Below are 12,993 nucleotides of genomic sequence, written 5' to 3'. Positions count from 1 at the left end.
ACCCTAAATGGCACGATGAAGTTAAGCGGTGAATTGTACACAGTTAACTTTTTGTAATATCGAATAACTTAACCTAAAATAATATTATGTAATTGATCATTTTTCATGGCTGTTATATGTACATAATTCGTTCGCAAAACACGTTGATTTCGAGTGATTATCTAAAATTTATAGTGACTTCATTATCTCTATGGGGACTAACTTGCGACGCGCAAGAGTCTGTATTTGATCTAACATTAGAGCAATTATCACGGGTAAACGTTTCAGTCTCGTCTAAAGTTGATTTGCCATTAAACCTTTCTCCAGCAACCGTTACTACTTATAGTCAGCAGCAACTATTCCAGCAGGGCATACATCAGTTGGCTGACTTAGCGGATATAAGCCCCAGTTTCAGTAGTTACAGTATTTATGGAGAAAGAGTTTTTGAAACACGAGGTCAAAAATCCGGAAGTTTTGAAAATAACAAACATCTCGTGCTACTTGATGGCATTCGCATTAATCATGCAAGGGCTAATAAAGCACCAGTAGAAAATGAATTACCCTTGTGGATGCTAAATAAACTAGAACTCCTACGTGGTCCAGCATCAGCGCTTTATGGACAAAGTGCTTTCTTAGGAGTCACAAGTTTAGACTCTGCATTTAATAATGAAAATGACTTTTCAGCACAAGCTAGTTATCAAAATCTTGGCGAAGCCATAAGAGCTAACTTGAAAGGAAATTTACACTCTCAAGTTGGCCACAGTTATCTTGCTTATTCACACTATCAAAAAGAGAGTAATAATGCGTTGGTCGGTCCAATTTTTTCTCCCCTACAAAAATACTATGATGATCAGAAATCTGAATTTATCTATGCAAGGCAACATGCAGAGACGGATAGTTTAGGTGATTTTACTTTGGGTTACATTGAGTTAAATAGACAAAGTGGTTTAGGAGAGCATTGGACAGGTGATTTTTCAGACCAAGAAAACCAAATTGATTGGGCAACTAAAATTAGTTATTTATCCTGGCAGAAAATATTTAGTGGAGAAGTTAGCGCAAGTATAAAGTTAGTTAACAATGATTCGACAGAGCAGGGCGCTTCGAGTAATGAAAATCGTGACCAAATTAGCCAAGGAGATCCTGTTACCTATAGTCGTTATCGGGTTAAGGTCAATGCCAAGCTAGTGGAAGGGGAGATAAACTGGCAGATTGCGCAACAACAATCTTTGATATTTGGCGCCTCAATTGAAGAAAGACAAGAACAAGGTGACTTCTTTGCAACCGGTTTCACTAAAAGTAACCTATACCAGCCAGCCGATGATTTACCGGACGTTGACTATTTCCCTCGTTCAGACTCAGCAATAAAAACTAATCAGGGAGTGTATTTTCAATACTATGATTTACTGAGTAGCTTCGCTGACATTCACTTAACGGCAGGTATTCGCTATGATAAAGGAGAGTACTTAACGGATAGCTTCTCTCAGTGGTCTCCCCGAATTGCCTTGGTAAAAGTGTTGAATGATCAGTGGACACTCAAAGCGTCTTATAGCTCTGCTTTTCGCGCACCCAGTTTAAAAGAGTACATGCTAAATACAGAGGCAACTGACTTAATCAATCAAGAGGCGAAAGATCCTCAACAAGTTTTAGCGCGCTTACCTTCACAGTTACTGGCAGAGACGATTGACTCTTCAGAGGTATCAATCTCTTATCAGAAAAATAATGTATTGATAAAAATTAATAATTTTTACAACCATACCGAGAACTTATTAAATGGTCAGCCAGTGTTTTTTGTGAATAAGAATGACAATATAAGTAGTCAAAATACCTTTATCAATTCACCACAAGACTATTCTGTTTACGGCGCTGAGGTTGAGTTACAGTGGCGTTTTGCTCAAAACTGGCAGCTTAATAGTTTCATTAGCCAAGTTATGCCAAAAGGCGACTCTAAAGAAGCTACCCTTGATATTGCACAGTTTAAAAGTAATCTATCGCTCACTGGGATATTCAGCTGGTTTACGGTTAATCTTATGCAACTTTATCATAGTGATTTCAATGGAGAGCTTGATCATATTTCAAGATTTGATATTACTATTTCTCAACAATATACAGTCATAAATGAAAATTTCAGCACTTACTTAAAAATATCTAATGTCTTCAATCAAGATAATTATCATTCTATCGATAGCGACATTGGTAACCCACTACCGAGTAGGGCTTTAGAAATAGGATTATCTTATCAATTTTAGTCAAGATATCTATTTAACCTTGATTTTTAAAGCGCTTACCTTATGCTTAAAGTACCTTCTATTATCTGATTATCATGAATGACACGAAAATTTGGTTGGTATAACGCTTTTTTTATATTTGGCATATATTTTATTGTCAGTTTGATTAGTGTTGTGAATGCGCAAAAATTTGATGCTAAACATATAAAATCAGCTTATATGGTCAATTTCTTTAAACATATTACTTGGCCCAATGAGACAAGTAAAAACAACTACCATTTAGCTATCTATAAAGAACCTAGCTATTTTGATTTCCTATCCAAAGCTCTCAAAAATAAAAAAATTAAAAACAAAAGTATACTAGTAAGTTATGTTGATAACTTTGAACAGCTAAAGCGCGCAGACAGTGTTTATATACCGAAACAATTCAACGGTGATTTGCATGACATTGCCAATGCGCTTCGCGGAACGAATACGTTAATAATCTCAGACAATAGCCAAAATAAGCACGATGTGATGATAAATCTAATGCATCAGGCTAACTCGACTGTCATTTCTTTTGAGGTGAATAAATCGAATATCATTTATGAAAAACTCAGTATGTCGGCAGACTTATTACTGCTCGGTGGCAGTGAACTAGATATCGCAACACTTTATCGTGAAACTGAAATGGCAATGCAAAAGACCCGAGAAAAAAGCATTGATTTACAAAATAACGTTACTAAGCAACAGCAGCAATTAGTTACATCAAAGCAAGCACTTAACACATTAAATATCGAATTATCTCGAAATGCTAGAGCGGCAAAGTTACAAAAATCTGAATTAGCAAAATTAAAACTAAATGTTATTCAAAAGCAGCAACAATTTGAGGTACAAAGACAGACATTATCACAACAAAAACTCAGGTTAGCGCAAGTAACCGAACAATCAACGGTAACAGAAAGAGAGTTATTCAAACAGCAGTCAAAGCTTGCGGAACAATCAATGAAAAATAGAGGGATATTAGTGACTGTCGAGCAAAACAAAAAAGTATTAGCGATACAAGAAGGAGAACTAGCTCAACACAGAACTCAATTAAAAGAACAAAGTGATGATTTAATCAATAAAAAGAAAATTATCAGTAATCAGCAAACTTACTTGTTGTTAACTACGGTGGTAACTACCCTAGCTATCCTTGGTACCTTATTAATAATCTTCTTTTTTAATAAAAATAAAAAAACAACAAAAAAATTAACCGAAACATTGGCCCATCTAAATGAAACACAAGAACAGTTAGTTCAGTCTGAAAAAATGGCCTCTTTAGGACGGTTAGTTGCGGGTGTTTCACATGAAATTAATACCCCGCTAAGTATTGCGATAACAGCAAACAGTCTGGTATTAGATGATACCCTAGAAATTAAAAATAAAATTGAGAACGCAGCATTAAGTAAAACTCGGATGAACACACATATAGCTAAAGCTGAACAATCATTAATTATGTCAGAAAAGGCTCTAGAACGTGTTAGAAATTTATTAGTAAACTTTAAATTAGTAGCAGCCGACCAAATAGTTAGTGAACAAAGACAAATTGATTTAGCGAAATATATTGATGAGGTAATGTCGACACTATCTGTAGAAATGAAAAAACGTAATATAAGTTATCATTGTAATGGTCCAGATAAGATACTAATTACAACGATACCAGGGGTTTTTTCACAAGTTTTATCTAATTTAGTGATGAATTCACTTGTCCATGGCTTTGACGATATACCAGAAGGTAGTATTACAATTACTGTCTGTGAAGCAACAGATGAAAGCATTGAAATAAATTACCATGACACAGGTAAAGGTATGGACCAACATACCTTGGATAATATTTTTGAACCTTTTTTTACTACCAAAAGAGGTTCGGGTAGTACTGGTTTAGGTATGAACATCGTTTATAATTTAGTTAATCAACAGCTAAAAGGTTTAATTAAAGTGACGACAGAGAAAGATGTCGGCACATCGATAAATATAATCCTACCTCTTATGATTTAATACTCACGATAATCGATACCTTCCAAGATGTAATGTTCTCTTGCAAATCTATAATCTAACTTTTAATAGTAGCTGGTTCTATTGTCACTAGTTTTTTTGCATGTTTTTAGGATCATGTTAAGATGATTTAGTGACAAAAAAGTCAATAAAACACAAATAATACAATACTATAACAAGACCAATACTATGAAAAAAACTCAAATGATAACGGCCATTTCTGTGTTATTAATCAGCACGCAACTTATGGCTCAAACTACCTTAATAAAAAACGTTAATGGCTATACTTTCATCGGTAAATCACTAAAACAGTTTTCTGCTATTTCGTTTACTAATGACACGATAGATAAAGTGTACCTGCAAGGTGAACTAGTTGACACACCTATTGATGCGGTTGTGATTAATGGCCAAGGTCAAACAATGCTCCCTGGATTAATTGATGCTCACGGTCATGTCCTTGGCTATGGACACAGCTTACTACGCGTCGATTTGGTTAATACTTTTTCAGAAATTGATGCGGTTAATAGGACGATATCTTATTCCAAGAAGAATCCATCTTTGGAATGGATACAGGGTCGTGGTTGGAATCAGGTAAAATGGTCCAATAACACTTTTCCTAATGCTAAAAGTTTAGACAAAGCTTTTCCTGACAAACCAGTATGGTTAAGGCGAGTTGATGGACATGCCGGCTGGGCAAATTCTAAAGCAATGGCGTTAGCTGGGATAACCTCAGCAAGTAAAGCTCCTGTAGGAGGAGAGATTATAAAAGACAATAATGGTCAGCCTACGGGCGTTTTTATTGATAATGCAATGGACTTAATAATAGCTAGCATTACCAAACCTTCACTTACAGAAGATAAAATAGCGTTAACTCGAGCAATGCAATCATTAGCAAGTTTAGGTTTAACCAGTGTTCACGATGCAGGAATTGACGAAAAAAATATTGGTTTATATAAGACGCTTGCTCTTGAAGGCAATATGACTATCCGTATAAATGGTATGTTGTATTTGCCGAGTCCTAACTGGCAACAACAATTAGAACAGGGGCCTTATAAATCTACTGACGAAATGTTTGTCATGCACAGTGTGAAAATTCAAGCTGATGGCGCATTAGGTAGTAGAGGAGCTTCATTAATCAATGAATATAGTGATCATTCGGGGCATAAAGGTTTGTTATTGCATGATAATAAAAATTTACAACACTATATTGATTTATCTATGAATGCTGGCTTTCAAGTCAATACACATGCCATTGGTGATAATGCGAATAAATTGATTTTAGACCTTTATCAACAAGCAATCAAAAAAAGTAAAACTAAGGCGTTACGTCATAGAATTGAACACGCTCAAGTATTGCGTTTAGAAGATATCCCTCGATTCTCATCACTTAATATTATTGCTTCAATGCAAGCGACACATGCTACTAGTGATAAAAACATGGCGGTCTCTCGGCTGGGTAAGGAACGTATCCAAGGTGCTTATGCGTGGAGAAAGTTACTTGATAGTAATGCAGTTATCGCTGCGGGATCAGATTTCCCAGTTGAATCACCTAACCCTTTTTATGGTTTACATGCATCAATTACCAGACAAGATCATAAAAGCTTACCTATTGGTGGCTGGTATGCAGATGAGAAAATGACACGTACGGAAGCATTGAGAAGTTTTACACTTGATGCGGCTTTTGCAGGACATCAAGAGAACATTATAGGCAGTCTAGAGGCAGGTAAAAAAGCAGACTTCATCCTTTTAGATAATGACATACTTACTATGCCTGCATATAAAATTTGGCAAGAGCAGGTTTTGCAAACGTGGGTAGCAGGTAAAAAGGTTTTCTCCGCAACGGATGTTTCAACAGCTAAATAGGTAATAGGGGGTGTTGTTATAACGACGCTATTTTTATATTCAATCTATGTTCACTATGCGACAAAATAAGTCGCAAATTCAATTGAATAAATTTTAGTTTTGAAAAAGCCGATAATAGCTATTTATCGGTTTTTTTTGATTTTACTATTACCAAGATAGTGCTTCTTTTGTACTACAAGCAACTGGTTTTCCGCCTACAGCGATGTCAGCGGCAGACGATAACGAGAAACTTTATTCAAAGATACTACTATAGTAATAGTCTGCTTTACTCTCTGGATTATTTACCGGAAATCTAAAGCTAGCACTTTCAAATTGTTAATCAGTTGCTTGTGCTTCAGCATGAACTTTTAAACCTGCAAGTTATTCGCGAAAATCGATTTTTCCTTTACCACAAACTTTATCTTCAAGGTTAATCTTTAGCCTCGTACATAGCCCTATCGGCTGTAGTAATAAGTCTATCCGTTGTGATTCCATCATCCGGAAATATGGCAATACCAATACTACAACGTATTTTAATCATTGCGTCATCGACAAGAAATTCGTTTTTCAGTGCTTTAAATAGCGTTTCTGTCATAGTTGATGCATCTTTTATATCTGATATATTTTCTAATAAAATAATAAACTCATCACCACCAAATCTTGCCAGTGTATCTGAATTACGAATAGAACTTTTAAGGCGCAAAGCTAATTCTATTAGCACTTGGTCACCGAAAATATGACCTTTTGTATCATTAATATGCTTGAATTTGTCGATATCAATAAAAAGCAAAGCAAACCTAGACTCATTACGTAGAGATTGTGTGATCAAATGCGTTAGACGGTCGAGCAACAAATAACGATTTGGAACATTGGTGAGCTGGTCATAATGTGCGAGATGCTCAAGTCGGGCAGTTTCATTTTTACGTTCTGTGATATTTCTATTGATACCCAGCGCACCTAGCATTTGGCCATTATCATCATAGATGGGGACACACATGGACTCGACCCAGCCAATGTGACCATCTTGGTGTAACATACGTATTTCACCTGACCATTTTCCTTCTTGCTCTACCGTAGATATGACTTCTGTGGTTATATCTACGCTATCCTCGGGAACATGTAAAATATTAACTGGCTGGCCAATAGCTTGCTCTTTTGAATAACCATAAAGAGCTTGTGAACCTTTATTCCAATCGATAATGATGCCATTTAAATCGGTTACTACCACAGCATCAAATAAGTAATCGAAAGCTTTCTGTCGTTGCTTGAGTAGGTCTATATTCATTATTTATTAAATCCTATATCAGCCAATGTTAAAACAGGTATGTTGGGTTCACAGTTGAGTATTTTAAGGATAAATCAGTCGGTTTAGTAAAAACAGATCTCTAAGATAGCAGTATTCACGTTAAGAGGGTACATAACTGTTATAACGAAAAAAGTAAGGGTAATGACCATCGTTTTTTGTTGCAATAAATAGCAGGTATAACTCGGTATGCTACTGTAGTTATTGAACAAACTATAAATAATCAAAGACACCAAAACGGCTGGGTAATTAAAGAGTGATTATCGAGTAACTATTGATTAACTTAAAGTTTACCGTTAGCCAATTAAAAAGGGAATAACAGTCACTGAAATAACAATATTCTGTTATTTTAGAACAAGATAAATTAAATATTTTGATTGAGGGGCTAGTGAAAAAATAACATATTTTAATAATTACTCAAGTCTGTCGACTTGGTTGCATCGTATTACTGTGAATGAAGCATTAATGATGAACTTATTCGGATTTTAGCCTTCGATGAAGTTGAGATGACAAGAAAAGTGATCATAAAAAGTATATGAGACTTCACGTTATATCCTATGATTATTCTACATATTAATTGGGTAGGAAACGCATCTCAATATAGGGAATATGATATAAGACCGGATTTATCAAGTAGAATAATTTAGTGCCAGTGAATTTCCCCAAATTTTAATTTTATATGTGCTTATTACGGTTAATTTAATTTAAATTACGGTCTTTGCCATATACTGTTGGTAAGCTTTACTCGTTAGGCATTGAGAATAACAATTAAATTACTCAAATATAGTCTATTTTTTATCATTGCATTAATTTGCCGCATAGCTGATGGCAAAGAAATAATAATGGCCTTTAGCCAAGAAATCCCTCCGTATATTATTGAAAAAAATAATGCTGGTATTGAAATTGATATCATAGCTGCTGCTCTAGCCATTAAGGGACATACACTGAAGCCTTTTTACTATCCTTTAGGTAGAGTTCCTGTCGCTTATAGTCAGAATCTTGTTGATGCAGCAATGGGCGATATGGGGGTTGAATTAAAAGAGGCTTTTTACGGCAATCCCGCTGTTATTTATGACAATGTCTTCATTACACTGAAAAGCCGCAATATTATTATAAATAAACCGAGTGATTTAAATTCTCTACTCGTTGCGTCTTTTCAAGGCGCTGAAAAACGTTATGCACATTGGTTAGCTAAGGTGGTTAATGAAAATAGATTTTTTGGGGTTAGCGATCAATTAAAACAAGTTAAATTACTGCATCTAGGACGGTTTGATGTAGTGCTCTGCGATCGTTATATTTTCAAATATTTCGTAAATAAAATTAAGTTAATGGAAAATCTAGAAATTAGTGATGTCGTTGTAGATGAGCATAAATTTACCACCGCCGACCCAATGGATTATCGTCCGGTATTTAGAGATAAAAAGATACGAGATGACTTTAATCTAGGCTTAAATTACTTGAAAGAGAGTGGCGAATTTAAAAAAATATATGATAAATATTTGAATCTGTAAGTAGCGCTAGTTAGCTTAGTCATTAGGGCTCTTTATTATTAAATGAGAATCCCCCTAATGATGAATGATCATAGGGGGATTAGCGCTTTATGCCTTGATATTATTAAGTCAGTGCCCAATTAGCCGCGAAATATACACCAATATAACCCACCGTATAAGCAATAATTAAGTAGATAGCATTGCGCAAGTAACTAATGAAATTCAACTCTTTAATTTTGCTCATTGCGATAATACCTGCAGCTGAGCCGATAACTAGAATTGAACCACCAACGCCCGTTGCATAAGTTAACATTAACCACTCGGTAACTTTCATATCAACATCGGCTTTTAATAAAGCTGCGGTCAGCGGCACATTATCAATAACAGAAGACATAAAACCTACTAAATAGTTAACTGTTATCGCGGGGAAGTATTGATACAGCTCTGTAAAACCATTCAACACACCAATCTCTTTTAAAATCCCTACCAGTAACAATACACCTAAAAAGAACAGTAGGGCATCATATTCAACTTCACGTATATAGTTTAATACGTCTTTATTATTTTTATTAGGAAGTTGGTTTGCCACTAAAAACATAACGGATAAACCAAACAAAAAACTTAATACCGGGGGGATTTGAAATAACACATTGGCGAGTAAGGTACCTGAAATAGTAAATACAAAAATGAGTGCTATGACGATATCGGCTTTTTCAATTTTAATACGTGTTTGTGCTAATTTAACCTCTCCAGAGAGTTTCATCGATAATAAACTGGCTAACGTTAATACCCCTAAAAACGAGGGGACAATTAAAATAAGTAAATTAGAAATAGTTACTTTGTTTTCTAAAAATATCATCAAGGTAGTGACATCACCAGTTATAAGCGAAACGCCGCCACTGTTGACTGAGAAAATGATTAGCGTGGCGTATTTTAGTCGTTTTTTCACTTCTAATTGTAAATTCATTACTACGGTGATAGACACTAAGGTCGCTGTGACATTATCGGCGAAAGAGGAAAAAACAAAGGCAAATATAGCAATAACAAACATTAAACCACGTTCTGTTAGATACTCTGGAAGTATTCTCTGTACTAGGGCGGAGATAAAACCTTTGCTATTTAAGTAAGCAACAAAGGTCATTGCTGACATAAGAAACAACCATAAGGTGGCTATTTCGAGTAGGTTTTCGTTTAGCTGGTGAGTCGTTTCACTCGCCAAGTTATTGTTTATGGGGAATATAAAAGCAAGGATCCAACAAAGGGTACCAAAAAAAAGTGTAGTTTTAGCTTTGTTGATGTGAATTAAGTCTTCAGTAATAATCATCAAAAAGCTGATGATAACTAAGACCAGAATAACGGTATTGATCATAATAAGGGCTGCTAACGCGTTAAGAGGCCGCTACAACAAGTTGCCTGCTTAATAAAAAGAAAATACTAAGCTATCGCTACTCAATGAGAGTAGTGGCTTAGGGGATTGATTGCTGATTTATAAAATAATGTGGAGGAGGGCCACGGTTACAGCAAGGTAAGGTATGATTTTTTCGATCTTCTAATAGTGTGATGTCTATAAGAAGGCTTGTGTAACTAACCTGTTTTATTCTGAAATTACTATTTAACAGTGCGTCAGATTCAGGGATATCTTCTAATGAAAATTGGGACTGTGATTCGGGTGCTAAGTTACTTTCAGCCAAGCAAGGTTGAGCATAAGCTGTACTTAAAAAGCAAAAGAAGAATAAAAAATACAATAAAGCAAAAGCTTTATGAGTAATCATTATTTTGTTGAATCATTTATTAGCACCATGTAGGCGGATTATATACCCAAATTAACTTTTAGGAAGTGTTAATTTCCCTGAAATAGGCAACCTTCATTACAAACTTTGCTAAAACTTAATGTTCTTAAGTTTCAGTTAAGTTTACTTGTCTAAGCTAATGACAATAAATAGTTTTAAGAATCATTGCTAAGGAAATGAATATGAGAAAAATACTCGCTTTAACTTTTCTGTTAATAAGCTTTAATGCTTTAGCTACACCAGTAGAACAAGGTGATAGTCCACGGAAGTCTCTTGAGCAAGCGCTGTTGGCAGAGGAGGGTAAGGTAGTATATGTTGATTTTTGGGCCTCATGGTGTGGTCCTTGTGTTAAATCGTTTCCTTGGATGAATAAACTTCAGCAGCAATACCAAGATCAGGGTTTTACTGTGATCAGTATCAACTTAGATGCAGATAAAACTAAGGCCAGTCAATTTTTAAAAGATAACCCCGCATCATTTGCTGTTATTTATGATAATAAAGGCACTATCGCTAAACACTTTGCCATTCAAGGCATGCCAACAAGTATGTTAATAAGTCGAGATGGTGAGATTAAATATCGCCATAGTGGCTTTTTTTCCGGTAAAATTAACCAATATGAAGATGAGATTAAACAGTTACTTAACTCATCATCCACCACATTTTTGAAAAATACTTCTAACAAGAGAAACAGAGGCAATCATGAAAGCGAATAAAGCTGTATTTAACACGTTATCGCAAGTTAACTCATCAATAGTTCATTCGTCAAAAGTGAAGCTTATTTTATTAACAGTGATGACTATCAATCTCAGCGCCTGTAGTAGTTTAGGCGTTGAACCTTGGGAGCGTGACTTATTAGCAAAAAAAGAAATGGCGCTTACTTCCAGCCCTGTTGATGCCGCTTTAGATGATCATATCTATTTCTCTAAAGAAGCATCTAGTGGTGGAAAAAGTTTTGGCGGCGGCGGATGTGGGTGTAACTAATGAATAACCTTAATAAAAAAAGTAAAAAAACAAATAAAAAAGTAAACTTAAAAGCAGCATTATCTTTAGCAACTAGTGCTTTACTCGGCACTAGTGTTGTCACTGCTCCTGTGGCGCAGGCAAAAGAAGCTGACGAGTGGCAATTTGACAGTGCATTTTTAGTTTATTCTGAAGTAGACCGAGTCAGTGCCACAGAAGCGATTATCGCGGGCACAAAAACCTTTGATAATGATGAGATTTTAAGTTTAAAATTAACGGTTGATGCGTTAACAGGCGCATCAGCAAATGGTGCTATTGCACAGCCTAATGCACAAACTTTTACTCGTCCTTCAGGTAATGGACAGTACGTTACACCGGCAGGTGAAACGCCACTTGATGATACTTTTCATGATACGCGTGTCCAGCTTAATGGCCAATGGACTCAACCATTAGCGGATAATATTACAGGTAGTGTTGGTGGACATTTCTCCAAAGAATATGATTATTTGTCTTTAGGTGTTAATGGTAATGTAGCTTATGATTTCAATAGGAAAAATTCGACTATCTCAATGGGCTTAAGTTATTTTCAAGATACTTTCACCCCAGAAGGCGGCATACCAAAACCATTGTCATCCATGTTAGTGGGTGACTCTAGTTCATCTGATTGGGATGCTGAATTTGCTAAAACAAGGATAAGCGATAGCGAGGATAAGAGTACTACCGATTTACTTGTTGGTTTTACTCAAGTGATAAATCGTCGCATGATCACAGCTTTTAATTATTCATATTCGATGGTTGATGGTTACTTAACTGACCCCTTTAAAGTAGTCAGTGTGCTAAATAGCGATGGTATAGCACAAGATTATATTTATGAGAACCGTCCAGACTCAAGGGTAAAACAGAGCACATTTATGCAAGCTAAATATCATTTTGATGATAGTTTGCTTAATACTGTGGCAGATGTCTCTTATCGCTATATGTGGGATGACTGGGGAATTAACTCTCATACAATTGATACTCGCTTTACTATTCCTGTTGGCGCAGCAAGCTATATTGAACCGCATATTCGTTTTTACCAACAAAGTGCAGCTGACTTTTACCAACCTTATATCGGTGATGGTAAAGCTCAGACAGGTTTTGTTAGTGCAGATTATCGAATTGGTGAAATGACTGCTGTTACTGTTGGCGCAAAATATGGTGTGGTACTTAACGGTGGAAATGAACTCTCCTTTAGGATTGAATATTATCGCCAAATGCCAACTAATGCAGGTTTTGTTGATCCTCAACGCTTGAATAGCGTGGATTTGTATCCGGTAGTTGAAGCCGTTATTGCGCAAGTGAGTTATTCATTTTAAACTTTAGTCATTATTTACTTTGTAGTTGTATAT

At 35.7% G+C, this 12,993-nt stretch carries 9 protein-coding genes; 7 read left to right on the top strand and 2 right to left on the bottom strand.

The genetic code is table 11. The features are described 5' to 3' along the window. Window positions 1-116 precede the first annotated feature (116 nt). The 3 genes from CXF85_RS07930 to CXF85_RS07920 all read left to right on the top strand — a co-directional run bounded on the left by CXF85_RS07930 (window position 117) and on the right by CXF85_RS07920 (window position 6,083). Window positions 117-2,225 carry a TonB-dependent receptor plug domain-containing protein gene (locus CXF85_RS07930; protein ID WP_101227990.1) on the top strand — a complete coding sequence of 703 codons (2,109 nt, stop codon included), beginning with the start codon at window positions 117-119 and terminating at the stop codon, window positions 2,223-2,225. 78 nt (window positions 2,226-2,303) lie between these two features. Continuing rightward, complete coding sequence (locus CXF85_RS07925; protein WP_101227989.1) at window positions 2,304-4,223, top strand: YfiR/HmsC family protein; 1,920 nt, start codon at window positions 2,304-2,306, stop codon at window positions 4,221-4,223. Between the two features lie 186 nt (window positions 4,224-4,409). Next, window positions 4,410-6,083 carry an amidohydrolase gene (locus CXF85_RS07920; RefSeq protein ID WP_101227988.1) on the top strand — a complete coding sequence of 558 codons (1,674 nt, stop codon included), beginning with the start codon at window positions 4,410-4,412 and terminating at the stop codon, window positions 6,081-6,083. A 409-nt stretch (window positions 6,084-6,492) separates the two neighbouring features. Here CXF85_RS07920 and CXF85_RS07915 read toward each other — a convergent pair whose 3' ends face one another. Further along, a complete protein-coding gene (locus CXF85_RS07915) occupies window positions 6,493-7,347 on the bottom strand; it encodes a sensor domain-containing diguanylate cyclase (RefSeq protein ID WP_101227987.1) in 855 nt (284 codons plus the stop codon). 860 nt (window positions 7,348-8,207) lie between these two features. On the opposite strand from CXF85_RS07915, the gene CXF85_RS07910 reads away from it, so the two are divergent. Continuing rightward, window positions 8,208-8,876 (top strand): substrate-binding periplasmic protein, encoded by a 669-nt coding sequence (locus tag CXF85_RS07910; protein WP_101227986.1) that lies wholly within the window; start codon window positions 8,208-8,210, stop codon window positions 8,874-8,876. A 103-nt stretch (window positions 8,877-8,979) separates the two neighbouring features. Here the strand turns inward: CXF85_RS07910 and nhaD are convergent, their stop codons facing one another. Beyond that, window positions 8,980-10,224, bottom strand: a complete 1,245-nt coding sequence (gene nhaD, locus CXF85_RS07905; RefSeq protein ID WP_198555557.1) for a sodium:proton antiporter NhaD — start codon at window positions 10,222-10,224, stop codon at window positions 8,980-8,982. A gap of 603 nt (window positions 10,225-10,827) precedes the next feature. Here nhaD and CXF85_RS07895 point away from each other — a divergent pair. The 3 genes from CXF85_RS07895 (at window position 10,828) to CXF85_RS07885 (ending at window position 12,960) form a co-directional block, all read left to right on the top strand. Further along, window positions 10,828-11,358 carry a TlpA disulfide reductase family protein gene (locus CXF85_RS07895; protein ID WP_101227984.1) on the top strand — a complete coding sequence of 177 codons (531 nt, stop codon included), beginning with the start codon at window positions 10,828-10,830 and terminating at the stop codon, window positions 11,356-11,358. 79 nt (window positions 11,359-11,437) lie between these two features. Beyond that, on the top strand, window positions 11,438-11,626 hold the full coding sequence (locus CXF85_RS07890) for a DUF4266 domain-containing protein (RefSeq protein WP_101228004.1): 189 nt from the start codon (window positions 11,438-11,440) through the stop codon (window positions 11,624-11,626). After that, window positions 11,626-12,960: a DUF3570 domain-containing protein gene (locus tag CXF85_RS07885; RefSeq protein WP_101227983.1), complete on the top strand. Its 1,335-nt coding sequence runs from the start codon at window positions 11,626-11,628 to the stop codon at window positions 12,958-12,960. The genes CXF85_RS07890 and CXF85_RS07885 overlap by 1 nt, the downstream gene beginning before the upstream one ends. Window positions 12,961-12,993: the final 33 nt, after the last annotated feature.

Source organism: Colwellia sp. 75C3 (assembly GCF_002836255.1).
In the GTDB taxonomy this organism is placed as follows: Bacteria; Pseudomonadota; Gammaproteobacteria; order Enterobacterales; family Alteromonadaceae; genus Colwellia.
The sequence above is the reverse complement of the archived record's forward strand: the minus strand, read 5'-3'. Positions and strand labels throughout refer to the sequence as shown.

Bases quoted from the DNA above. Each gene is read 5' to 3' on its own strand.
- CXF85_RS07930 (WP_101227990.1), top strand. From the start codon at position 117: ATGTACATAATTCGTTCGCAAAACACGTTGATTTCGAGTGATTATCTA.
- CXF85_RS07920 (WP_101227988.1), top strand. From the start codon at position 4,410: ATGAAAAAAACTCAAATGATAACGGCCATTTCTGTGTTATTAATCAGC.
- CXF85_RS07885 (WP_101227983.1), top strand. From the start codon at position 11,626: ATGAATAACCTTAATAAAAAAAGTAAAAAAACAAATAAAAAAGTAAAC.
- CXF85_RS07895 (WP_101227984.1), top strand. From the start codon at position 10,828: ATGAGAAAAATACTCGCTTTAACTTTTCTGTTAATAAGCTTTAATGCT.
- CXF85_RS07910 (WP_101227986.1), top strand. From the start codon at position 8,208: ATGGCCTTTAGCCAAGAAATCCCTCCGTATATTATTGAAAAAAATAAT.
- CXF85_RS07890 (WP_101228004.1), top strand. From the start codon at position 11,438: ATGACTATCAATCTCAGCGCCTGTAGTAGTTTAGGCGTTGAACCTTGG.
- CXF85_RS07915 (WP_101227987.1), bottom strand. From the start codon at position 7,347: ATGAATATAGACCTACTCAAGCAACGACAGAAAGCTTTCGATTACTTA.
- CXF85_RS07925 (WP_101227989.1), top strand. From the start codon at position 2,304: ATGACACGAAAATTTGGTTGGTATAACGCTTTTTTTATATTTGGCATA.
- nhaD (WP_198555557.1), bottom strand. From the start codon at position 10,224: ATGATCAATACCGTTATTCTGGTCTTAGTTATCATCAGCTTTTTGATG.